This window comes from Exiguobacterium sp. s39, from assembly GCF_018618925.1.
GTDB classification, from domain to species: domain Bacteria; phylum Bacillota; class Bacilli; order Exiguobacteriales; family Exiguobacteriaceae; genus Exiguobacterium_A; species Exiguobacterium_A abrahamii.
On sequence record NZ_JACSNA010000001.1, the window covers coordinates 494,960 to 519,331 of the forward strand.

A 24,372-nucleotide genomic window follows, 5' to 3' on the forward strand; every position below is an offset into this window, starting at 1 on the left:
GTAGATGAGTGAAGCAGTCGTCATCGTCAGTGCGACGCGCACGGCAATCGGGAATTTCAATGGGAGTTTGAAAGACGTCAAAGCAACGGAACTCGGAGCGACGGTCATCCGCGCAGCACTCGAAAAAGCAGGTGTCGCAGGGAATCACGTCGACGAAGTCTTTTTCGGTAACGTCCTCTCAGCAGGACTTGGTCAAAATCCAGCACGGCAGGCGGCACTCGCTGCCGGATTACCGGAGACATGTCCAGCGATGACCGTTAACAAGGTCTGCGGATCCGGTCTCTCAGCCGTCCATCTCGCGTATCAGGCGATCAAGTCGGGCGAAGCCGATGTCATCGTTGCCGGTGGGATGGAGAACATGAGCCAAGCGCCGTATGTCTTATCGGGCGCACGGTCTGGACTGAAGATGGGTGACCAACCGCTCGTCGATACGATCATCCAGGATGGACTTGAGTGTGCGTTTAATGACTATCACATGGGAATCACGGCAGAGAATTTAGCCGACGCCTATGAACTCTCCCGCGAAGCCCAGGATCAGTTCGCTGCGACGAGTCAGCAAAAAGCGCAGACGGCATTAGCGGAAGAACGGTTCGTCTCGGAAATCACGCCAGTGTTAATTCCACAACGAAAAGGCGACCCGATCCGTTTTGATCAAGATGAGTTTCCACGTGCCGGAACATCTGTCGAAACACTCAGTCGTTTGCGCCCGGCATTCAAAAAGGACGGAACGGTTACGGCAGGCAATGCATCTGGCATCAATGACGGGGCTGCCGCACTTGTCATCATGTCCGCGACAAAGGCAAAAGAACTCGGTGTGACACCACTCGTTGAGATCGTCTCAAATGGAACGTCCGGTGTCGATCCGAGCATCATGGGAATCGGTCCCGTCCAAGCGGTCCAAAAGGCACTCGATAAAGCGGGACTGACGCTTGAGGAGATCGATGTCATCGAAGCGAACGAAGCATTCGCGGCACAATCTCTCGCGGTCGATGCGGAGCTACAGTTCCCGCACGAGAAGCTCAACCGCAACGGTGGCGCAATCGCGCTCGGTCATCCGATTGGTGCGAGTGGTGCGCGGATTCTCGTTACGCTGATCCATGAACTCGAGCGGACGGGTGAGATGCATGGTCTTGCGACGTTATGCGTCGGTGGCGGTCAAGGGGTTGCGACAATTGTAAAATCTGTAAGAGGATAATTAAAATAGGATCAATTCAGAGAAATGAAAACACTCCTTTTGTTTTTCATGACTTAAGAGAGTATATAAGATTTGAGCTGTCTTCGTTTACTGAGAAGACAGCTTTTTCGTTTACCAACAATTATAGTGTTAGATATAGTGTTAGACTTAATTTTCGCTATTTTTTTTTGAAACTGCCACCCATACTTCACTGTATACCTGCTCTGGGTCATTACCATGAATCGTAAAGGATATGGCAGGCAAGTCAACCAATTCATAACCAGAGGAAGGTAACCATTCGGAGTATGAACGAGCCATTGTTTCTTGTAAAGTCGCCGGGAAAGGTCCACGATTCGGGAAAATGACCCATGTCGAAGCATCAACATACAGTTGTTCGAGTCCGATATCAGAATCCCTCAATTTTTGTGATGTAGCATATCCTAACATATGGGTTAGTGAACCGGTTTCTTCCTGAAAATGTTCCTCATGATCATAAGATACATTCAATATATGGTGAGGATAAAAATCAGCCATTGCTTTCATTTTTTCTCGTTGATCCGTTGTGATGGATTGGGCAAGCTCTAGAATGGATTCATTAACTCCTTCAAATTGTATTGGTACACGTTTAGAAACACCTGTTATAAAAAATGAACTTTTTTCCTCGATTTTAAATTCCATTGAAGTTCCTCCTTTAATCTCTAAATAGAATGTGAAAGGAGGAAAGGTTTTTTGAATTTTATTTTTTATGGCAAATGATGGTAAATAGCCTGACCAGTTACGAAAAGCTCTTGAAAACCCTTCTACAGAACGAAAACCATACTGGAAGGCGACCGTAGTTACAGAAGTGCCTTGAATCAAGTCGCGATTCGCTTCTGATAAACGTCGTTGTTTAATATAATCTGTTAATGTGATCCCAGACATATAAGAAAACATTCTTCGAAAATGATAATCGGATAGCCCTGTCAATCGAGTCACATCTTCAGGTGATAGTTCTTCTGTCAAATGTTCATCGATATAGTGCATCAATTGATTTAATTGTTCAAGCAATATTTATCTCCTCCTTTCTCTATTCAATATAAGTGTTGCTGACAAAGAAGACTTGATATTTTACATACTAATTAAGTCGATTGATAAAAATCATTATTGTAAAGATTTTAGATTATAATATCTTTTTTGGGACAAGAAGTGAAGTTCTACTACGTCATATGAACTTATGAATTCGGTTTCATGCTTCGATGCACAAACGTAACAAATTCTATGGACCGTAGCTCCACCAAACTTTCTGCGCAATTTTCAGAATATTCTCCAGATAAACTCCTAGCACGAGCTCTTAAACGTATGTTATCCTTTCGAACGAAGTACTTCATCTGCTTAGGGAGCGAGATGAAGTCGATCATCATCAGTGGGGGTTTATTATGTCTAAAACTGTTCCAACATCATTTATCATCGTCATCGGCATGATGCTCTTCGCCTTATTTTTCGGGGCAGGAAATCTCATCTTTCCGCCGATGCTCGGACAGCTCGCAGGGGAGCATGTCTGGGTCGCCAATGCCGGATTCCTCGTCACCGGTGTCGGTCTACCATTGCTTGCGATTCTTGCATTCGCGTTTTCAGGGGAACGCGATTTACAAGCGATGGCGTCACGCGTTCATCCTGCGTTCGGAATCGGGTTCTCGGTCATTTTGTATCTTGCGATCGGTCCCTTCTTCGCGATTCCTCGTGCCGGAACGGTCTCGTATGAGATCGGAATCAAGCCTTTCTTCAGTGAATCGACGAGCCACTGGCCGTTGCTCATCTTCACGGTCTTGTTCTACACGGTTGCGTGTCTCTTATCATTGAATCCGACGAAAATCGTCGATGTCGTCGGGAAAGTACTGACACCGATTAAGATCACGTTCATCGGTCTGTTGATCGTCGTCGCTGTCCTCCATCCGATCGGAAGTTTTCAGAATCCTTTGAAGACATATCAGTCGAATGCTTTCTTTAACGGTTTCCAGGAAGGATATATGACGCTCGATGCACTTGGTGCTTTCGTCTTCGGAATCATCATCATCGCAGCGATCAAGGAAAAAGGTGTCACATCGAAGCGACAGTTACTCTTGATTTGTACGAAAGCGTCATTGATCGCAGCAGCCTTGCTTGCAATCACATACTCGGCGCTTGCCTTCATGGGTGCTTCGAGTGTCTCGGAAATCGGACAACTAGCGAACGGAGCAGAGATCTTGTCGGCTGTGTCGGATCATTACTTTGGTGAATACGGTGCGATCTTACTCGGTCTGATGATCACAGTCGCCTGTATGACGACAAGTGTTGGGTTGATTACGGCCTGTGCCGCGTTCTTCTCGGCACTCGTGCCAAAAATCTCGTACGTCAAATGGACGATTGGTCTATCGGTCTTCAGCGCACTCGTCGCGAACATCGGTCTGAATCAATTACTTGCTGTCTCAAAACCAGTCTTGATGACGCTTTATCCACTGGCGATCTGTCTCATCTTCCTGACATTCTTGCATCCACTCTTTAAAGGCAAACCTGCCGTTTATCAAGGGGCGCTGTGGATGACATTCGTTGTCAGCTTATTTGATGGATTAAAGACAGCGAAGATCAACGTTTCAGCTGTCACAAACGTGTTCGACGTGGTATTACCGTTTGCTTCCGTCAGTCTCGGATGGGTCGTTCCAGCCATTATTGGCGGAGTGATCGGAGCAGTCGTTGGTAAGAAAACAGCACAGACACACTCGTCGTCGCGTGTGGCTTAAATTAAATCCTTTCACTCAGATTACACTGGGTGAAGGGATTTTTTGTTGTAACGATGAAAAATAGTCTAACAACAGTTGTTGACAAAAAGCGGTAGCATGATGCTATAGTGTTAACGAAAATGATATTCATTATCAATTAGAAGGGGTGATAGGTGATGTTCATCCAGTTGAAAACATTCAAAGCTGATATACGGAAAAAGCATCTGATAGCAAATGTTTTTTAGGAGTGAGTTGAAAATGACAGAAGCACTACATACATTTCGCGTGAGAAAACATGCGTTACAAACAGGAGGACAATTGGCGTTACGTCCGAGTTTGATCGTCGTCATACAAGGGGCTGGTATTACCTACACGGAAAGAAAACGTCTAGAGGCGGGAGAAGCCTGTTTCGTCAAGAAATCAGGTGAACGTTTCATCGTTCAGGAGGGACATTGTCTCTTGTATCAGTTAGAGGTTGACCTGACGGCATTTCCAATCTTCCGACAACCAACGAATGAACTAGTGGAGTGTTTAGAACGAATGCAAGGGTGTCCAGAAACAATGACCGGTTCTCTTAGACAGCATCGCTATCTGTATCAACTGCTGGAGCAATTAAGTGAACGTCGTCATGAGCAGACGTTTGAGGAAGTGACGTCCCAGTGGTTAGAAGAACTCGGGAGATCAAGAACAGTCAGTGACTTGGCAAGTGAGTTGAACATGTCACTGCCGACGTTTTCCCGCCAATTCAAAAAGTACTACGATCAATCACCAAAGGAACTGCTTCATCAATTGCGGATGCAACGGGCGAAGGAGTGGATGATTGCACATCCAGATTGGACGATTGCCGAGATCGCAGAACGTGTATCAATCAATGATGAATTTTATTTCAGCCGTCTCTTTAAAAAACGTGAGGGACTATCACCAAGTCAGTACCGAAAACGGTTGATTCCACGGGTCGGAATCTGGAGTCAAGCGTTGTTACAAGATCACTTATTGGCACTTGGCATTCAACCGGTCATCGCACCGTCTTTTCCGACACAATATCGTTCGAACGGGGTGCCAGACTATTTAAGTGAAATCGAAGGTACGCGACTATACGACGCGTCAGCAACGATTTTACCGGAATGGTTTGAGACATCAAATCTTGATCTCGTTTTACGGACACCGATACGAGGTGAACTACCACCTATGTTGACCTCTTGTCCGATCATCGATATTTCGAAACAAACTTGCTGGAAGGATTACTTGTATGATGTTGCTAAGGCAACCGATATGCTTGAGCGAGCGACTGATATCATCAACGAAGTCGAGACACTTGAATCAGTTGTGAAGCAACAATTCGAATTCAATCGGAATGTGACATGGGCCGTCATTTGGATCAGAGACTCAGAAATCAGACTGTACGGACGAACAGGGCATACGATGTTGGATTTTCTGTTCAATGAAATCGGTCTACGAGCAGTGGAAGGACTTCCGCATACCGTCTACATGACGATCAGCCTAGAAACATTACAGCAGTTAGATCCGGATGGTCTGTTCATACTGTGGAGTCAACCTGCAGATGTGGAACGAATTCGAGGAACGAAGGAGTGGAAAACGCTTCGTGCCGTTAGGACGGGGCGTATATTTCACCCAGACAGTGTAGATTGGGATCCGTGGGGACCACTTGGGAGGATGCATATGTTACATCAATTGCATACATATATCAGCGATAGTAACTGTTTTGTTTGTCCATGAAGAATGAAAAGAAAATCCATGTCATTCGTCATTGATAATGATTATCATTACAGATGGAGTTCACAATGAGGCAGAGAAGGCTGATAAATGAACCTAAAAAGTCGTCACCTTGTCGTACGAATGTTAGGGAGGATCGTTTGTTTGATTTGTGTTAAATCTCACGACGATATGTGACTTCTGGCATTTAATCGATTGTGAAAACGGATTGAAGAAACTTGAAAACGTTTTACTTAAAATAAGTGCGTATACGCACCATCAAAAACGGGGAAACCCGTTTTTCTATTGATATGGAATGAGAATGATTTTCAATAAGGGGAGGAACAGAGCGTGCGAACATGCGAAGAACAAATCGAGCGATTAGCGACCGAGGTGACGCTTCAATCGTTCATGAACAGCTACATCAGAGAAGTGAACCCGGGCGAATGGGTCAACGAGAGACCGTTTGATGCATCCGAGACATCCTCTTTTTATTGGATGAAGCCATATCTCATTGAAATCAAACGTCGTTCCATCATCGGACGCCACGAGATTGGAATGATCCGTGAAGAGACAAAGAACGGATGGCGGGAAGTTTCAGCCATGTCTTGTATCATCACCTGTTGCATCAAGCTTCAAGATCAACATCCGGATCAAACGGACTTACTCTTTCGCGTTCTTGACAGTCACCGGACTGTGCAATTGATTTTGGAGGAACAACTGAACGCACAAGAGCAACAGACGTTCATCGATTATGAACAACGCTTGTGGTGTGGCCATTGGTTTCATCCGACCCCGAAAAGTAGAGTCGGTATGACCGACTGGCAACAAAAGGCGTATGCCCCTGAATTCCGTCAGCCGTTTCAACTTCACTATTTCACAGTACATGAGACATTGCTCGAGGAACGTTCAGGTAGCAACGAGACGATTAGTCAGCTGATGAAAAATCAACTGGGTAACTCAATCCAAGCGACGGCGCAAGAGCGAGTCATTCCAATTCATCCGCTTCAAGCCGAGTATTTGTTACGTCAGCCGACAATCAAGCAACGGATCGAGCAAAGTATTCTCCGTTATCATGGCGCAACTGGACCACTCTATAACGCGACTTCGTCGATACGGACCGTCGAAGCACTCGACCGAAGTCATATGTTGAAGTTATCCATACCTGTCCAAGTGACGAACTCAAGACGCGTCAACAAGCGGCACGAATTAGAGGCCGGTTATTTGATGCATCGATTGTTTCATCATCTGTCTCTTCCTGATACATTTGACCTCATTCATGATCCTGCGTATTTGGCGATCCGGACTAGAGAAGAAACTGGATTCGAAGTTATTTTGCGAGAGCCAGCACCCCATGCGGTAAATGTTGCGGCACTCGTCCAACCGGCATTACCGAATTCGGAATCTCTCCTACTGCGGCTCATCCGGCAGTCGGGATCCATTGAAACAGAGCATGTCACTCGGTGGTGGAAACAGTACCTGGAGTTGACGTTAGGAGCGATCGTTACACTGTATGAGGAACAAGGAATCGGACTCGAGGCACATCAGCAAAATAGTCTCATCACATTCGAAGACGGATGGCCGGTTCAATATCACGTCCGGGATAATCAAGGCTATTACTTAGCAGACACGAATCGAGATTCCTTCATCCTGCTGGAACCGGAATTGAAGCATACGACGTTGTTCTACCCAGAAGAGGTCATTGCTGAGCGTTTGACGTATTACATGATTTGGAACCATCTAGCGAGTGTCATCGACCGATTGGCAGCAGACACATTATTGAACGAAGAAGTTGCTATCGCGTTACTGCACGAATGGTGTCAGGTACGAGTTGAAAGTCTAGAAGGGCGAGGCAGAGCTTGGCTTTTGATGTTGTTAGAATCGCCGACACTTCCATATAAGGCGAATTTACTAACACGCCTACAAGGACTCGATGAACTCGAAGTCGAGGGAGAACGAGTTTGTTTCGTCGAGTTGGATAATCCGTTACGGGAGGACAACTATGCTTTACGACAGCAAAACACGTATCTGCAAACAACTTCTTGAGAGTTTGTTATTCGAAAGGATTCTTCCTTTTACTGAAATGATTGTCGGAATGAAGCATCGTTTTACATTCCACATAAAAGATAGTGAAGTCGCAGTCGAAGGAAAACGCGGTCCGTTCGACCGGATTCGGCTCGACATCTCGACGTTACGCTCATCAAAGTCATCTGGCGTCAACGATTGGTTTGAGTATCTTTTGACACAATTGCCAATCCCGGACGACTTTCAGGAAGAGTTGCGACGTACACATGATTTCGATGACTTGTCGCAGCGACATCGTCTACCAATCCACCGAGCAGGTTTGGATTATGAAGAGTTGGAGCAGACCATCATCGAAGGGCATCCCTATCATCCTTGTTATAAATCAAGGATTGGTTTTTCGCGAGCTGATCACGAGGCATATGGACCTGAAGCGGGCAATCGCTTCCAGTTACATTGGATTGCCTTACCTTCTACGCTCGTTCAAGGGAATGGAATCCTACCTATTCCACTGATTCTTGGAGAATCGCTTCTACATATGTTTTTAGTCAAACTGGAAGAGCTCAATCAAACCGATTATCAGATTCTTCCGGTCCATCCGTGGCAGTGGTCACGTATCCAACAGGAAGTGGCACAAGTCGGAGGTGTCGACTTAGGAGAAGGTGGTGTCTTCGTACAAGCGACGCAGTCGATTCGAACCGTTTTTTGTCCAGGTCACCCCGAACTACCGCATATCAAATTGCCGCTAGACTTGAAGCAAACGTCAGCCGTTCGGACTTTTTCCGTTCCGAATGTCGTGGCAGCTCCTGCGGTATCGGATTGGTTGAAAAAACAGGCGAGTGAACTGCCGGTGACGCTGTTATCTGAATTTGCTTCATCTGTCGTTTCGAGCGGTCCACTTGCGGGTCGGGTCGGCTGTGTCTTTCGAGAAAATGTCTTGACGTATGCTCAACCGGGCGAGCAAGTCATGCCTTTGACGGCACTTGCTCAAATCGAGGTCGACGGAAGACATTTTCTAGGTCCGTGGTTGGAACGATATGGTCATGAACGGTGGCTCCGTCGATTCTTCGGCGTCTATCTCGAACCAGTCATCCGACTTGTGACCGAGAAAGGAATCGGTGTGGAAGCTCACGCACAAAATACGTTACTTGTCTTACGGGATGGATGGCCGGAACGGATCATTCTCCGCGATTTTCATGATAGCGTCGAGTTCGTCACCGAGTTGCTCGATGATCCATCGGATGTACCCGATTTTAAGAGGCTACATCCTGATTTTGATGCACCGCTCAATACCTATTATGAAATGTCACACCCGCTTGCCTTACGCGAGCTGCTGTACGATACATTATTCGTCTATCATTTGACGGAACTAGCGTATCAACTTGAACTGACGGAGAACTTGAATGAAGCGACGTTCTTTGATTGGATGCATCAGACGATTGAGGGATTGCAGATTGATCGAGACCGACTAGAACGAATCGGATGGTACGAACAAAGAGTAACAGCAGAAGCCTTGCTGGCACCACGGTTTGGTTTGACGAATCAAATCGATGTAAAAAATTCACTCGTTCAACGAGGAGAGGAAGACGATCATGCTATGGATTGAGAAAGAATGGGTGACAGAAGAAGAATTGACGATACATGAACTGGTGAAGCAATCGTTCATAACGGAAGGGAAGACCGTAGCCATCTGTACGTCAGATACAAAAGCGTGGTTAGCCCTCTGTCTTGCGATGCGACGAATGAATGGAACAATCCTTCCCATTCATCCAGAAACGCCTGTTTCTGGTGCTGAGCGTCTAGCGATACAAGCAGGATGTGGCTATTTGATTTATCAAGAGACCATCATTCCGCTTCCGGAAGCGGAAAAACGTGCGGGTGGATTGATTCAATTCAGTTCCGGTACGACGGGACAACCCAAAGTCATTCACCGGACATGGGAGTCGATCGAGACGGAACTGACTGCCTATACGAACAGTTTTCCGCTGACGACGAAAGCGACGATCGTTGCTTGTCCGACGACGCACTCATTCGGATTACTGTGTGGAGTGTTCGCGACTTTAAGACGCGGAGCGACACCAGTCATCCTACAAGACTTCTCACCACGTCATGTGCTAGCAATCCATCGTTTGCATCCGGACGCGATCATCTATACGGCACCGGGACTGGCGTATGCGATGAGTTTGTTCCCGGAATCAGTTCACGCAGTGATGATTTCCGGGATGACATTACCAGAAAAATGGTTCCGTTCGATTGAACGGAAGACACATCATTTGCTTCAACAATATGGCTGTTCAGAAATCGGTTGTATCGCACTTCATCCGAATCCGCCGAGTCCGCAAGCGATCGGATTTCCATTAGAACACCTTGAAATTGAAACTGGAACGAAGGGAAAACCAGCAGAATTAGTCGTTTCGCAACAAGGCGTACGGATTGGTACGAAGGATTTAATGTACGTTGAAGACGGGCTGCACTTTCTTAGCCGACTCGATGAGATGATCAATGTGTCTGGCTTATCCGTCTATCCCGGGGAAGTCGAAGATGTCTTGTATCAGCATCCGACCGTCGAGGCTGTCGTCGTCTTTAAACGAATGGATGCGTTTCAAGGAGAGCGCGTCTGCGCTCAACTCGTGACGACGGCATCAGAGGAAGAACTGAAACAGCATTGCATGAAGCATCTCGCACCACATCAACGACCGACGGAGTGGCAACTCGTTGAGCAAATCGAACTGTCTGCGAATGGGAAAGTGAGTAGAAAACGATTGGGGGAACAAGCATGTCCAGTTTAACGCTTGCGCAATTCGAAGATATACTGAGCGAACAGCTCGAATGGTCATCATCTGTCGCTGTCTTGACAACAGACTCTCTACGAGATGATCTAGGACTGGATTCGATGCGTTTGATTCATCTGTTGCTTCACCTTGAATTGGAACACGGGTTAGTGATTCCAGATGAGCACATGTCAGCCCTCCCCAAAATGCGAGTAGAAGAGTTAATGTCTGTTTTACAGGAGGTCATACATGATTAAAGTACACTGTCTCGTCAGTTGCGTCTGCGAGACGATCAAACGATCGGCCGCTGACCATCGTCCCTATTACTTTGGCGTATGGGATTCTTCGTTTTCCTTGTCAGCCGATTATGTCCTCTCGCATCATGATGAGAAGATCAACCATCAGGAGATGCTTGATTGGTATGAACGTCTTTACGGAATCCCAGTCGAAGAATGGTACGACCACGAACAGTCAAAAGACGAAAACATCGCTCAGCTGATTCAACGAATCGAACAGAAAAACGAGGACGAGTCAGTGATCGTCATGTTGGATTTAGCTAGTCTACCTGAGCGCGAAAATAAATTTCACCATGATGTGTTTCCCCACTACGTCATGTTAGAGGCGACAGAAGATCCGGAAATATGGCACATGCTTGATCCTGATTTCCGGTATGAAGGTGAAATAGAAAGAGAACGTATTCTTGCAGCAGTACGCCGTCGTGCTGTCGCTGGTGGGTTTGCGTTTCGTAGTACGAATGTTCGAGTACCGGACGCGACGACGGTAAGTGCGTATTTCATGAGTTGTCTAAACGTACATCATCCATTGACTGAGGCGGTCAAACGTGTTGTGCATCACTATCGTGAACAACCTGAGGGATTACCGAATGCCTTAAAGCAGTTACCTGTGATTGCCATTCGAAAATATGCCTATGAGCATGCATTTGCTTATTTATATGAAGCGATTGGACGCGACTTGCAGACATCTGATTTTGAAGAATGGACGGATGAGGTTGAAACATTAGTCAATCAATACTCTGTCATCCAGCATCGGGCTGTCAAATACGCTGTAACGCGTCAACCGGAAGTGTACTTAGAAATCGAACGATTGATCGAAAAACAATGGGCACGGGAGAGTGCAATCAAACGGCAACTCGTCGACACGTTCCATGCGTATCAACGACAGGAGGGAATTGAACATGAAACTCGCACTCTGTACGATCAGCTATCGGCATCATCTGCGTTCATTTAATGATTTGATCGATTTTGCTTCAGAAGAACACTTTGACGCCATTGATATTTGGGGAGTTCATGCTGAACATTTAAGAACGGAAGAAGTCGATCGGCTGAAGTCATCCCATCTAAATGTCAGTATGTTGAGTCATTATTTAAATTTAAACGCACCGATGTCAGAACTACTTGCGGAGACAAAACGACTCTCGCAATTAGCGACACGAATCGGAACGGAGCGCATCCGCATCTTTGCGGGTAATGAGGCGAGCCATACCTTATCCGATGCCAAATGGGATCAACTCGTTTATCGATTAAAGGGGATTTGCCGTGTCCTTGATCCTGCAGGACAGCGATTATTACTTGAATTTCATCCGAACACTGCAACAGATACGGTAGAGGCAACGGTTCGTTTATTACAAGCGATCAACCACCCGGCATGTCGGATCAACTTTGACGTCTTACACGTCATCGAATCAAAGGCTGATCCCGTCGAAGCATACTTCAGACTTGCATCGTATGTGGATCACCTTCATTTAAAGACAGTGGCGAATGCTGAACAGTTCGCAGTATTTGAACCAACGAATGTATACGCAGCAAGCGGATCACGGGAAGGGATGGTTCCATTATTCGAAGGGATCGTCGATTATCACCGGTTCTTTGAAGACGTATCGGCTCATCTCGATCACTTGACGGCAAGCCTCGAATGGTTCGGTCCTGATCCGGACGAACGATTAAGAGAAGATCGGAGTCTCATCACACAAGCTCTTGAAAGAGTACCCGTTTTGTCAAGATGATTCGACTTGATGGGGTTTAAACGTCAGCAGAAAAGGCAATTCCTCTATTGTATGTCATTAACCATCGTGTCCCTTACAGAAAGGATGTTGAAACATGTCAGAACGTGTCTTCATTAGTCCCTCAAAGTATGTCCAAGGAAAGGATGTCATTGACCGGCTCGGTACATATGTGAGCCCGTTCGGTGAAAAAGCGCTTGTCATCGCGGATGATGTCGTTTGGAAAATCGTCAAGGAACGTGTTGAGCATTCGTTGTCCGGCGAAAACGTCGGCATCGAGAAAGCGGATTTCAGTGGCGAAGCCTCGCGGCATGAAGTGAAACGAATCGCTGAGCAAGCACAAGCAGCAGATGTCCGGTTCGTCATGGGTGTGGGAGGCGGAAAGACGCTCGATACGGCAAAAGCCGTCTCGGATGAGCTGAACGTGTCCGTCGTCATCGTTCCGACGCTTGCTTCGACCGATGCCCCGACGAGTGCCTTGTCCGTCATCTATTCCGACGAAGGGATTTTCGAAAGTTATCGCTTCTATAAGAAGAATCCCGATCTCGTTCTCGTCGACACGAAACTGATCGCCCAAGCACCAGCGCGTTTCTTCGCGTCCGGAATCGCCGATGCGCTCGCGACGTGGGTTGAGGTCCGGAGTGTCGTCGCTTTTGGTGGACAAACGATGGCAGGGGGACGACCGACGATTGCGGCACAAGCGATCGCCAAACGGTGTGAGGAAGTCTTGTTCGAGCATGGTCGCTTGGCGTATGAATCCGTTCAAGCGCAAGTCGTCACACCGGCACTTGAAGCCGTCGTCGAGGCGAATACGCTCTTAAGTGGACTCGGTTTCGAGAGTGGTGGGCTAGCTGCAGCGCATGCGATCCATAACGGGTTCACAGCGCTTGACGGTGAGATTCACCACTTAACGCATGGTGAGAAAGTTGCCTTTGGTACACTCGTTCAACTGGCGCTCGAAGAACATCCACAAGAAGAAATCGAGCGGTACATCGCGCTCTACACGGATCTTGGCTTACCGGTGACGCTCGAAGACGTCAAGCTAAAAGATGCGTCGCGTGAAGATATCGTCAAGGTCGGCGAGGCAGCGACTGCTGAAGGCGAGACGATCCACAGCGGTTTCAACGTCACGGCGGACGAAGTCGCGGATGCGATCATCGCAGCTGACCGCTATTCGAAAGCGTATCTAGCGAAACATGCTTCTTCCTGATTGATGCGTTTAAATCCGCTTCCTCTACCGAGAGGAAGCGGATTTTTTATGGGCTTTCGTCGAATGACGCTTGAATTCTTCTTAAAAACACGCTATCGTTATAAAACGTAATGATTACGATTTAATTCAGATAAAGGAGTTTTTGTGATGACGGATCGATATGAATGGGTGATTGTTGGCGGAGGAATTCATGGAATGACGGTATTCAATGCCTTACGTGAAAAAGGAATCGATCGGGAGATGATACGGATCATCGACCGTCATCGGCAACCATTGATGAACTGGCGTAAACAAACCGAACGGATCGGCATGCCTTACCTACGTTCAACTCGGGTGCACCACACTTCGACGAATCCGACGAGTCTCAGGCATCATGCGGAAGAACAGGATTATACACATCAAGCCTTCAAGGATACATACGGGCGACCATCCTTGGAATTATTCAACGACCATGCCCTTCAATTGGCGCAACGAAATGAAGTGGAGGCGAGCTGGGTCCAAGGGGAAGTCACAGGACTAAGACGAGAGAGCGGAACGTGGATCGTCTCGACAGACGAAGGTGAGTTACGAGCAAACCGTGTCGTTCTCGCCCTCGGACAATCGGAGCATCACGTCATGCCAGAGTGGGCGAAATCGGCGCGTCACGTTTTCTTATCGAAGCACGATACACCACCGGTCGTCATCATTGGAGGTGGAATCAGTGCCTTGCATCATACGATTCAATGTGCCGAGCGCTATCCCGGGCAGGTGACTCTCCTTTCACGACGTCCGCTCGAAAAAAGTGCGTTCGATGCCGATCGGAAGTTCATGGGACCAAAAGGATTGACACCATTCAAGTCCTTGTCGGCTAGTGAAAAACGAGCATTGATCGTACAGGAGCGTCGCCCCGGAACGGCAACACAGGACTTGATTCAACGTGTTCGTCATCTGATTCGGGAAGGAATCATCACTCATGAGATCGGTGAAGTCGAGCAGGAAATCGGAAGCGGAGTGAAGCTGACAGATGGTCGCATCATCACCGCTGAATCGATTATTTGCGCAACGGGTATCCGTCCGATGGTCGTCGAAGGATCTTGGCTTGAAGCGGTACAGCAAGAGTTGAATCTGCCATTGTCTCCTTGCCGGACACCGTTATTAGATGAAGAAACCTTTGAATGGGGAGAGAACTTATTCGCGACAGGCAGCCTCGCTGACTTGACGGTCGGACCGTTCGCTCGGTCGATTTACGGGGGACAAGCTGCAGCACGTGCGATCGTCTCGACGATTGAAGAGGAGCAGACTTCACTTGCTTCCGTCTAAAAGGATAAAAAAAGGCCCGACCATATGACGTCATTGATGAGTCATGGGGTCGGGCCTTTTTTTAGAGGTAATCGAGTGGATTGACGCTGCTACCAGCTGATGTTGCGCTGTAGACGTACGATCCCTTATGGAGTTCAAAATGTAAGTGTGTTCCGAAAGCGTTACCTGTCTCGCCGACTGTACCGACTTTTTGACCTTGGGCGACGGTTTGACCGACCGAGACGGAGCGGCTATTCATATGTGCATACAGACTGATGAACGGCGATCCGTTGACAGTGTGTGAGACCATGACGTAGTTGCCGTATGCGCCTTTGAACTGAGACGTAATGACCTTACCGCTTGCTGTCGCATAGACTGGAGTACCTTTTGCTGCGCCATAATCGATACCGTTATGGAACGTATAGCCGTAAGCACCGCTTGCCTTACCATATCCTTGCGTGATCGGACCACTCGTTGGTGTCGCGAAGCTTTTTGACGTCGACGTCGAGGCTTTTGATGCACCACTGCTGTTTGTCAGTGTCAAGACAGCATATTTCGAGACGTAGTCAGCGTGAACGAATCGTTTGTCGCCACCGTATAGGAACTTGATCCAGTCACCTGTACGACCGAGGTAGCGGAATGTTTCGCCTTTATCGACACTTCCGACGACTGCACTGCTCGTCGAGTTGCTGCTACGAACGCGAAGATTGTCGACGTTGATTTTAATCTTATAGATACGTGTTACAGAATATTTCTTAACATATGTAGAAGAGACGTAGACTTTTTTTGAACCATAGAGGATTTTCGTCCAGTTCCCTGTCCGTCCGAGATACTTGTATGTGTCACCTTTTTCAAAGCTCGTGACCGTACCGTAAGATGTCGAAGGACCCGTCCGAGCGCGTAAGCCGTCCTCCATGACCTTCACCTTATAGAACGTCGTTGCAGCATCCGCACGCGGGATGGCAAACGATGCAAAACTTGCAACAGCGATTGCTGTCGCCGAGACACCTTTCCAAAAACCATGCATGATTCATTCCTCCTGAATATGTAATCTGTATGACTAAACCGTTATGTAAATTTCATAGATGAGTATAACATTTACGAATTTGTTTAAATGTTACATTCACATTTCGATATTATTTCAATAAATTATATTAAACGGACTTAATTTTATTCTTTTCCCAATAATCCATAAAATTCTTTGACAAGATTGGATGGAATTGGATAAGATGAAATGCCCACTGAAAATCAAAAAAGGTACCTCAGATGAGGTACCTGGAAATGCTTATAAGAAAGCGAGCGGGTTGACACTGCTTGCTGCTGAAGAACCGCTGTAGACATAGTTTCCACGGTGGATTTCGAAGTGTAAGTGTGATCCCGAAGAGTTACCAGTGCTCCCGACAGCTCCAATGTTCGCGCCTTTCGGGATCGATTGACCGACGAAGACAGAACGTTTGCTTAAGTGAGCATACACCGTTGTGTACGAAATACCGTTCACTTTATGTTCGACCATGACATGGTTACCATAAGCTCCCTGATATGACGACTTGATGACTTTTCCGGCAGCGGCTGCTTTAACTGGTGTTCCAGTAGGTGCTCCGAAATCGATTCCGTTATGGAACGTGTAGCCGTATTTCCCGCTAGCATTTCCGTATCCTTGTGTGATTGATCCGCTTGTTGGACGCATGAATCCAGTAGACGAAGAGAATGATGCTTTTTTCGCTGATTTACTAGAAGCGCTATACTTCTTGACGTAACCAGAATAAACGAAGCGTTTTTCGCCTTTATGCATGATCTTCGTCCAGTTTCCTGTCCGACCAAGGTATTTGAATGTTTGACCCGCATTGACGCCGTCGACGATGCGGTGTTTTAACGATGGACCAGTCCGGACGCGGAGTCCGTCTGCTTTGATTTTAACTTTATACGATGAGCCAGAAGCGGCTTCAACCTTACCTGTACCCGTAGCTGCAAAACCTGAAACAACGAGGGCGCTCATTGCTAACGTCGTGATTGTTCGTTTCATGAATGTTCCTCCTAAGTTGAATATCTAGTGTTGTCGTCGGAATGACATCTATAGAAGTGGATGCGTTTAGTGTGTGTTGAAGTGAGTGATGCGGTCATTTGACTAACGAGAGTATAGCATTCAAACATCAGACGATTGTGTTTCAATTTGATTGCTTAAATATATTCTAATAACAATTGTTGTAATATTGAATACATATTCAATCTCAAAATCCCTTAAAATCAAGATGAATCCGTGTTACAACGAGATGAATTTGATGACAAAACGCAATCGTGGGAAATGATGAGAAAGTATGGGAGTCCAATAAGATGAGAGTAGGTAATGGAATGGATTTGACGTTTACAGTAAATCAAAAAAAGCTTAACATTCGCGCAGTGGCGCTGTTGATTCAAGATGGACATCTGTTGATTCATCGCCAAGGAGAAGATGATTTTTGGTCATTACCGGGAGGGCGTGTTCAGTTCGGTGAAAGTGGTGCCAAAGCGATTGCACGTGAATTGGTAGAAGAACTAGGTCAGTTGATCGAGCCACCGGTCTTCCGTTTCCTCCATGAAAATTTCTTTGAGTACGCTGATCACCAGTTTCATGAACTAGGAATGTTTTATGAAGTCGTTTGCAGCAAACCGCTACCTTTATTAACAGAGGATTTTTACGGTCCAGAAGGTGACGAATTAACGTATCGCTTCGTTCCGTTCGACAAACTGGATCAGTATACATTGTATCCAAGCGAACTATCAAACATGCTCCAAACGAATGTATTCCCGACACTGTTGACGAATGACATCTGACTTTTCCAGAAAAACGTTTATAGATGTATCGCAAGGGAATGGTTAATCATGTAGTTCATTCCAACAGTGATAAGGGAGCTGATCGTTCATGAGAGAAGAACAGTTCGAAGCGATGCATCAAGAAGCACGAGGGCAGACGCAGGAACAACAACCCGGTGTCGAGTACGCCATGAAACCAGAACCAATCTACGATGATCCGGACTATGTCGGTTCAGGAAAACTGACGGGGAAGGTCGCGCTGATCACGGGCGGGGATAGTGGAATCGGTCGTGCCGTTGCTGTCGCTTATGCGAAAGAAGGGGCAAACGTCGCGATCGTTTACTTAAATGAGGGGAAAGACGCGGAAAAGACGAAATCGTTGATTGAAGGCTACGGGGTCAAAGCCTTAAAAATCGCAAAAGATGTCAGTCAACCGGAAAATGCACAAGCGATCATCGATACGGTCATTGCAGAATTCGGTCAATTGAACATTGTCGTCAATAATGCTGGGAAACAATTCCCGCAGGATGATTTTCTTTCGATTACACCAGATCAATTGAAGGAAACGTTCGAAACGAATGTCTTTTCGATGTTCTATTTGATTCAAGCGGCGCTTCCGCATCTGCATAAAGAAGATGCAATCATCAATACCTCATCGGTGACGGCTTATCGTGGGGCACCGACGTTGATCGATTACTCAGCTACAAAAGGGGCAATTACGACATTAACACGTTCACTCGCCTCGAGCTTGATTGAGAAGGGAATCCGCGTTAATGCCGTCGCACCCGGTCCGATTTGGACGCCACTCATTCCGGCGACGTTCTCGAAGGAGAAAGTCGAGTCGCATGGGGAAGATACATTAATGAAACGCCGGGGACAACCGTCGGAAAATGCACCGGCTTATGTCTATCTGGCTTCTCGCGATTCAAGTTACATCACGGGTCAGACGATTCATATCAATGGCGGCGATTACATCACGTCTTAAGGGGGAGATCAAGATGAAGAAAAATCCGAATGAAGTGCCAGAACGCGAACCGGATCATCAACCGGACGAGATACCGCAGACACCACCGAGTGAGGTGCCAGATACGCCACAGGAAGACCCGGTCCGTCAGCCGGAACCGGATACGTTTCCAGAACCGACCGAGATTCCGGATACACCGCAGGAGGATCCGAATCCCTATTAATGAGTGAAGTGACCACTATCCAAAATTGGATGGTGGTTTTTTCGTGATAAAGAAGACAAACTATCTTGACAGTCAAACTGTATGGTGAGTATGATACAGAAGAGAAGTGTATTATTGTTTTAATACATTAAACAGGAAAGGGAGGTCTACCGATGCAGTTCGACCAAAGAAGCCCGGTGTATCTGCAGGTCGTCCGTTGGTTCAAACAACGAATCGCGACCGAGGAATTGCAAAGCGGGCAAGAGATCCCGTCCCGCCGCGAAATCGCCGCACAGCTCGGAATCAATCCGAATACCGCACAAAAAGCATACAAAGAGATGGAGGAGCAGCAATTGATTACGACAGAACGGAATGTCCCGAGTAAGATTACACGCGATCCACAAGTTGTCCAAAAAGTACGTGCTGAGATGCTAGAAGAAGCCGTCTCTGAATTCATCGATGCCGTCAAAGCGATTCAAATCCCACTCGATGAGGTCGTCTCAAAAATCGAGACGGTGTATCAGGAAACGGAACGGAGGAAGATCGATGCTTGAAGTCCATGGGTTACAAAAGAAATACGGTAAAAAGCCAGTTCTTCAAGGTGTCTCGTTCTCGGTCCCGATGGATCAATTGACGTGTCTGATTGGACTTAACGGTGAGGGGAAATCAACGATCCTGAAGGCAATCGCAGGCCTTGTCCCAGTTAACGCGGGAACGGTTCTCGTCGATGGCGAGGTCAATCGAAATAAGATCGCCTTTGTTCCGGATATCCAGACGATGCCCGGCTACATGACGGTCGGTGATGCGCTGACGTATATGGCGGATTATTATTCTGACTGGAACCAAGCAACAGCGGATGAGCTGATGCGGATCTTCCAGCTACTCTCGACAGATAAGATCACGGACTTATCAAAAGGGAATCAGGCGAAGGTTAGCTTGATCCTCGGATTTGCGCTCGATCGTCCGTACTTACTACTCGACGAACCGTTTGCTGGGATCGATCTGTTTACGAAAGAACAGATTGCCGGACTATTCTCGAGTCATTTCATGGAAGGGCGCGGTATCCTGATGACGACACACGAAATTCAGGAAATCGAGCACTTGATCGACCGGGTCGTCTTCTTACAGGACGGTCGAATCATCGATGAACATGAGACGGAAGAGATGCGGGAATTGTACGGGAAGTCGGTTCAGGACCGGATGCGGGAGGTCTATTTGCGATGAAACAATACATACAATTGACGAACGAAGAGATTAAGCGGAGTTTTAAGGTATATGTAATTGCGGTCCTTGTAATGGCAGCGATTGAACTGTTGTCGGTCGTTGTAAACGTTAAACTACATGAGCGCAGAATCGAAGATTACCTGAAGTCAAATACTGCTACATTGTATGAAGCATTCAATGATATTGGGAAAATTTCATTCATTGATACAACTTCTTTTTTCAGTTACATGACATTGATTGGTATGGCATTAGTCGTCATTTATACAATTCAGATTTGGTACCGAGATTGGATTGGAGAAACGAAGTATATTTATCGTTTATTGATGCTTCCAGGAAATCGTGCAAGTATTTTTTTCTCGAAAATGACGACAGTTTTTTTGATTATCATGAGTTTCCTTGGTATCCAGTGGTGTTTGATTCAAATTGGTAATCGCCTGTTCCGATGGGTTGTTCGAGAGGATTATATGGATAAAAATAGCTTACGAACTGTCGGAAGTACATTAGGTGAATTATTTTCGCTGAATTTGACGAATTTAATCATCATTCTTGCGGTATCGTTGTTTATCGTAAGCTTTATGTTTTTGCTTGTCTTAATTGAACGCTCCTATCGTAAATGGAGTGGCTTCATTCGAGTAGGAATTGAGATTTTTATTATGGTCATTTGCTTAGTAGCAAGTATGTATTTCTTAGATCAGACTAAGCTGTTATTGGACTCAGAAAAAGCGTATGTATTAACGGGGTTATTTGTTCTCTATTTTGTTTACGTGATTTGGAGAAGCCTTCGTCTACTAAAATGGAAAATTGCTGTTTAAGGAGGACACTATGCGTTCAATAAAATATGTATTAATTTTAGGTGTCATCTGTATTGTGTCTTTAGGATTTTATGTTGGGCAGGTCCTCTCTTTCGATAAGGTAAAATTTATCGTCGAAACGAAAAAAGGCGATCCGAACGAAGATGTCGTTCAAAATATGCAAGTTCATCTCAGTGAGTGGGGTCAAAATCCGAACGAATACAATATTTCGATGAACGGGGACGTTAAGCAGTACAATAAATCAATAATGTCGTATTTATTTAATTATGAATCTAGTTGGAAGGATGCCCCACGTTCGTTCCAGCAATTCATTTGGAAGAATGATACACACGTATTTTCACAAGATTCGGTTACATATGGTCTAAATAAGTTGAATAATGACGAGCTAGAGCTACAGTATTGGAATGCTTTGAATAAAAAATTGTCAAGTATGACAATTAAATTGCCTGAAACTCAAATGAATGAAATGTTACGTTTTTCTCCGTTTCAACGCTCAGGAGATATGTTATTGATTGATTCGTCTACTCTTAACAGAGAAATTGAAAGAGAACATATCTATCAAATCGACTTAACAAAGAAATCGATGACAAAAATTAAATTACCTGACGCTTTAGGAAAAGATGATACGATTCGATCGTTTTATGATGGGAAAATGATTGTTGACGAAGTAAAAGAAGTAGAAGATTCTGAGGATTTTTTATCTGAAACCGTCGTGAAAGATGGTAAACAAACGAAAATATTAAAAGAATTCGAGGAAGTTTACTCCTCATATGCTATAAACGGTGGAAAATATTTCTTAGGTCTTGATGAATCATCTGCACAAGTATCAGATAAGAAAAAGTTGAACTGGCAAATCTACGATCTCGAATCACATCAGTCCTCTTCGCAATCGATTCAGCTTGATTCGATTGCGACGGATGAAGCGTTCTCAAATAGAAGCGTTACGGTCGATCGCGATCATATTTACTTCGCTTACCGAACGAAAAAAGATGAAGTCAAATCATTGGTGATCGATCCACTGACATCTGAGATTATTTATGAAGCTGACATTCATAAAAAAGGATCAAAAAATGAACTACTCTTAAATAGCATCATAACAAATTAATAAAATTAACCAATTTCCATTCTTAATTTGAAACCTCCCGTTTTCTTCCAACGTATAATGACTATACAAAGGGGGAACTGACATGCAATTCTTGATTTTTGTCGTCTTTGCAGGTGTCATGTATTGGTTCTACTACAATTTCTTACTTGGGTATCGTAAGAAAAACATCACAATGACGTTCGACGATCGGTTTTATTCACTCGACGAACATGTCTCAGCAATCGAACAAAAGCTTGCAACGGATGGGCATTCGGCACGTTATCTTGGTGACCGTCGCTTTGAAGTCGATGGTAAACCTTATCTGTTCCTTGAGCGGACAGTCTCAGTCGGCGGGGTTCCGACACAGCAGACGATTCTCGAGCAACAAAAAAAATAACTCTCCCGCGTACGGGAGAGTTTTTTCGTTAGACCGGAATCCGGTCTAGGGGATGCGGTTGTTGCGATGAGCGATACCAGCGGATGATCCAGTGATCGATGCCGATTTGATACGCAAAGCGTCCTACAGCCAGTAAGGCGATTGACGCTGCTAAGAACACGGGGTTCAACGCAATCGTCCCAGCGAGTAAGTAATTGAGATTCATGATACTACCGACGACCAGTGCAGGAACCGTCAACAGACTAAGAATCAACAGAATCCCGACGACGAGTTCCGTGAACGGAATCAAGGCGTTGATCAGTCCGACATTCGGTAAGGCGAGTTGCTCGATCCACGTCGCATACCAGGAACTGACGAGTGCGTCTTCGCCAGTTGACTTCGCGAGCGCTCCTTCGAGAAACGGTTTTGCATCAAAGCCATTGATGTACTTACCGATTCCAGCGATGAACCACTGGATTCCGAGCCAGAGTCGGATGACCGTCAATAGACCGAGACCGATGATGTGTAATACTTTCACTTTCAGACACTCCTCTACTACAACATAGTCCCCATCATACTGAAAAATCATCAGCGAGATGGGGACTATCATCATAACGTCATCGAACCGTCATCGACCTGTCACAAAAAAGGATAAGGTAACGGTTTCATGACCGTTGATCGAGGCGATGACTGATTGCAGTCAATAAAGCAGCAACGAGCGCGACCAGTCCACCGACGAGTGCCGTGTTCATCATCGGACCGTTCGCATAGACGATGCCACCGAGTGCCGAACCAAAAGCAATCCCGACGTTACTCGCAACCGGCATCAATGAAGCAGCGAGTCCTTTTGCTTCCGGGTTGAACTTTTCAGCAAGGTCAATCAAGTAGATCTGTGTCGAAGTCGTCAGTAAAATCGACATCAACGACATCAAGGCGATGTTGAACAGACCAAGCGGAAGGGATGCTGTCGTGAAGTATAACGCAGCAAGTACGATTGCTTGTACGACGAAGACGAATCGTAAGCGTCCCATCGGATTTTTGCTAGCGATCTTGCCGGCAAGGATGTTACTGAAGATCGAGACGACGCCGTAAGCGAGCAGGATCGGACTAATCCACGTTTTTGCGATGCCAAGTTCTGTTTGCAGGATCGGCACGAGGTACGTGTAGACGACGTAGGTTGCCCCGAATCCGAATGACGGAATGAAGAAGGCAATCAGGATTCGTGGATTAGCGAGCAATCCAAGCTGTTCCTTAATTGAACCGGAACCCGTCGATTGCTGGACCGGAACGATCTTCCATACTGCGAGGAACGCGATCAATCCCATGACCGTCGTCAGCCAGAACGTGGCTTCGAAGCCAGCGTGTTGACCGATGAACGTACCAATCGGAACACCTAAAACGTTCGCAAGTGTAAAACCACCGAAAATGAACGAGACGGCGACACCGCGCTTCGCGACAGGTACACCGTCACTTGCGACGACCATTGCGAGTGAGATCAAGACACCAGTCAGGATGGCTGTCAGAATGCGGGTTGCGAGCAATACTTCGTAACTTGGTGCAAAACTACTGGCAAGATTCAGTAAGACCCAGGCTAGTAAGAGACGTAGGATCAGGCGACGCCGTTCCAGATGACCGGTCATCGACATGACGATCGGCGTACCAATCGCAAAGGAGATGGCAAATGCCGAGACGAGCGTACCGGCTGTTGCGATCGTGATATCAAGGGCTGAGGAGATTTCAGCGAGGATCCCGACGATGACGAATTCGCTTGTTCCGAGAACGAATGTCAGGAGCGACAACGTAGCGATCAAGAGCCAATCGTGTCGACTTAAACGAGTAGTAGGTGACATGGATGATTCCTCAATTCTAGCGCTTACGCGCGAAACTATGAGTAACAGGATAGCATGAAACGATTTCGTCGGGTATCGCAAAGCGAGATTTCGGGAAAAGAACCATTATTCGAAATAGCGTGTGAATTTCCAGGCTTGCTGTTTTTT

Annotated in this window: 24 protein-coding genes; 19 read left to right on the forward strand and 5 right to left on the reverse strand. The window is 46.3% G+C overall.

From position 1 onward, the window contains the following. The first annotated feature begins 4 nt into the window (after positions 1–4). The gene (locus KNQ11_RS02525) at positions 5–1,195 is read left to right on the forward strand and encodes an acetyl-CoA C-acetyltransferase (protein WP_214769277.1); all 1,191 of its coding nucleotides are present in this window, start codon (positions 5–7) and stop codon (positions 1,193–1,195) included. A gap of 147 nt (positions 1,196–1,342) precedes the next feature. Here KNQ11_RS02525 and KNQ11_RS02530 read toward each other — a convergent pair whose 3' ends face one another. Then, positions 1,343–2,221 carry an AraC family transcriptional regulator gene (locus KNQ11_RS02530; protein ID WP_149427073.1) on the reverse strand — a complete coding sequence of 293 codons (879 nt, stop codon included), beginning with the start codon at positions 2,219–2,221 and terminating at the stop codon, positions 1,343–1,345. A gap of 368 nt (positions 2,222–2,589) precedes the next feature. On the opposite strand from KNQ11_RS02530, the gene brnQ reads away from it, so the two are divergent. From brnQ to KNQ11_RS02585, 10 genes are all read left to right on the forward strand, one after another. After that, positions 2,590–3,930: a branched-chain amino acid transport system II carrier protein gene (gene brnQ / locus KNQ11_RS02535; protein ID WP_058705093.1), complete on the forward strand. Its 1,341-nt coding sequence runs from the start codon at positions 2,590–2,592 to the stop codon at positions 3,928–3,930. Between the two features lie 237 nt (positions 3,931–4,167). Further along, on the forward strand, positions 4,168–5,646 hold the full coding sequence (locus KNQ11_RS02540) for an AraC family transcriptional regulator (protein WP_214769288.1): 1,479 nt from the start codon (positions 4,168–4,170) through the stop codon (positions 5,644–5,646). 327 nt (positions 5,647–5,973) lie between these two features. Further along, a complete protein-coding gene (locus KNQ11_RS02545; RefSeq protein WP_214769290.1) occupies positions 5,974–7,668 on the forward strand; it encodes an IucA/IucC family protein in 1,695 nt (564 codons plus the stop codon). A gap of 49 nt (positions 7,669–7,717) precedes the next feature. Beyond that, on the forward strand, positions 7,718–9,250 hold the full coding sequence (locus KNQ11_RS02555) for an IucA/IucC family protein (RefSeq protein ID WP_251139609.1): 1,533 nt from the start codon (positions 7,718–7,720) through the stop codon (positions 9,248–9,250). Beyond that, positions 9,237–10,433: an AMP-binding protein gene (locus KNQ11_RS02560; RefSeq protein WP_214769302.1), complete on the forward strand. Its 1,197-nt coding sequence runs from the start codon at positions 9,237–9,239 to the stop codon at positions 10,431–10,433. The genes KNQ11_RS02555 and KNQ11_RS02560 overlap by 14 nt, the downstream gene beginning before the upstream one ends. Further along, positions 10,421–10,672: a phosphopantetheine-binding protein gene (locus KNQ11_RS02565; protein ID WP_214769305.1), complete on the forward strand. Its 252-nt coding sequence runs from the start codon at positions 10,421–10,423 to the stop codon at positions 10,670–10,672. The genes KNQ11_RS02560 and KNQ11_RS02565 overlap by 13 nt, the downstream gene beginning before the upstream one ends. Then, entirely contained in the window at positions 10,665–11,663 is a 999-nt protein-coding gene (locus KNQ11_RS02570; RefSeq protein WP_214769307.1) for a DUF6005 family protein, read from the forward strand. The genes KNQ11_RS02565 and KNQ11_RS02570 overlap by 8 nt, the downstream gene beginning before the upstream one ends. Continuing rightward, entirely contained in the window at positions 11,611–12,438 is an 828-nt protein-coding gene (locus KNQ11_RS02575; protein ID WP_214769310.1) for a sugar phosphate isomerase/epimerase family protein, read from the forward strand. Before KNQ11_RS02570 ends, KNQ11_RS02575 begins: the two co-directional genes overlap by 53 nt. Positions 12,439–12,532: 94 nt before the next feature. Beyond that, complete coding sequence (locus KNQ11_RS02580) at positions 12,533–13,645, forward strand: glycerol dehydrogenase (protein WP_023467840.1); 1,113 nt, start codon at positions 12,533–12,535, stop codon at positions 13,643–13,645. A 147-nt stretch (positions 13,646–13,792) separates the two neighbouring features. Then, positions 13,793–14,944, forward strand: coding sequence for an FAD/NAD(P)-binding protein (locus tag KNQ11_RS02585; RefSeq protein WP_214724630.1), 1,152 nt, complete (start codon positions 13,793–13,795; stop codon positions 14,942–14,944). 61 nt (positions 14,945–15,005) lie between these two features. Here KNQ11_RS02585 and KNQ11_RS02590 read toward each other — a convergent pair whose 3' ends face one another. Then, complete coding sequence (locus KNQ11_RS02590; protein ID WP_029341320.1) at positions 15,006–15,950, reverse strand: peptidoglycan DD-metalloendopeptidase family protein; 945 nt, start codon at positions 15,948–15,950, stop codon at positions 15,006–15,008. A gap of 258 nt (positions 15,951–16,208) precedes the next feature. After that, positions 16,209–16,946, reverse strand: a complete 738-nt coding sequence (locus KNQ11_RS02595) for a peptidoglycan DD-metalloendopeptidase family protein (protein WP_149427083.1) — start codon at positions 16,944–16,946, stop codon at positions 16,209–16,211. A gap of 308 nt (positions 16,947–17,254) precedes the next feature. Here KNQ11_RS02595 and KNQ11_RS02600 point away from each other — a divergent pair, with 308 nt between their 5' ends. The 8 genes from KNQ11_RS02600 (at position 17,255) to KNQ11_RS02635 (ending at position 22,396) form a co-directional block, all read left to right on the forward strand. Then, positions 17,255–17,734: an NUDIX hydrolase gene (locus KNQ11_RS02600; RefSeq protein WP_244290115.1), complete on the forward strand. Its 480-nt coding sequence runs from the start codon at positions 17,255–17,257 to the stop codon at positions 17,732–17,734. Positions 17,735–17,822: 88 nt separating this feature from the next. Next, positions 17,823–18,698, forward strand: a complete 876-nt coding sequence (locus KNQ11_RS02605; RefSeq protein WP_149427084.1) for an SDR family oxidoreductase — start codon at positions 17,823–17,825, stop codon at positions 18,696–18,698. Positions 18,699–18,711: 13 nt separating this feature from the next. Continuing rightward, positions 18,712–18,900, forward strand: a complete 189-nt coding sequence (locus tag KNQ11_RS02610; RefSeq protein WP_029341324.1) for a hypothetical protein — start codon at positions 18,712–18,714, stop codon at positions 18,898–18,900. A gap of 152 nt (positions 18,901–19,052) precedes the next feature. Beyond that, a complete protein-coding gene (locus tag KNQ11_RS02615; protein WP_029341325.1) occupies positions 19,053–19,433 on the forward strand; it encodes a GntR family transcriptional regulator in 381 nt (126 codons plus the stop codon). Continuing rightward, complete coding sequence (locus KNQ11_RS02620) at positions 19,426–20,103, forward strand: ATP-binding cassette domain-containing protein (RefSeq protein ID WP_064300153.1); 678 nt, start codon at positions 19,426–19,428, stop codon at positions 20,101–20,103. The genes KNQ11_RS02615 and KNQ11_RS02620 overlap by 8 nt, the downstream gene beginning before the upstream one ends. Then, the gene (locus KNQ11_RS02625; RefSeq protein ID WP_214769313.1) at positions 20,100–20,915 is read left to right on the forward strand and encodes a hypothetical protein; all 816 of its coding nucleotides are present in this window, start codon (positions 20,100–20,102) and stop codon (positions 20,913–20,915) included. Before KNQ11_RS02620 ends, KNQ11_RS02625 begins: the two co-directional genes overlap by 4 nt. A 10-nt stretch (positions 20,916–20,925) precedes the next feature. Beyond that, the gene (locus KNQ11_RS02630; RefSeq protein WP_214769327.1) at positions 20,926–22,020 is read left to right on the forward strand and encodes a hypothetical protein; all 1,095 of its coding nucleotides are present in this window, start codon (positions 20,926–20,928) and stop codon (positions 22,018–22,020) included. Positions 22,021–22,102: 82 nt separating this feature from the next. Further along, on the forward strand, positions 22,103–22,396 hold the full coding sequence (locus KNQ11_RS02635) for a hypothetical protein (protein WP_214769329.1): 294 nt from the start codon (positions 22,103–22,105) through the stop codon (positions 22,394–22,396). A gap of 28 nt (positions 22,397–22,424) precedes the next feature. Here the strand turns inward: KNQ11_RS02635 and KNQ11_RS02640 are convergent, their stop codons facing one another. Together KNQ11_RS02640 and KNQ11_RS02645 are read right to left on the reverse strand one after the other, a co-directional pair. Next, positions 22,425–22,913 (reverse strand): DoxX family membrane protein, encoded by a 489-nt coding sequence (locus tag KNQ11_RS02640; RefSeq protein WP_214769338.1) that lies wholly within the window; start codon positions 22,911–22,913, stop codon positions 22,425–22,427. 127 nt (positions 22,914–23,040) lie between these two features. Continuing rightward, a complete protein-coding gene (locus KNQ11_RS02645) occupies positions 23,041–24,225 on the reverse strand; it encodes an MFS transporter (protein ID WP_214769340.1) in 1,185 nt (394 codons plus the stop codon). Positions 24,226–24,372 lie beyond the last annotated feature (147 nt).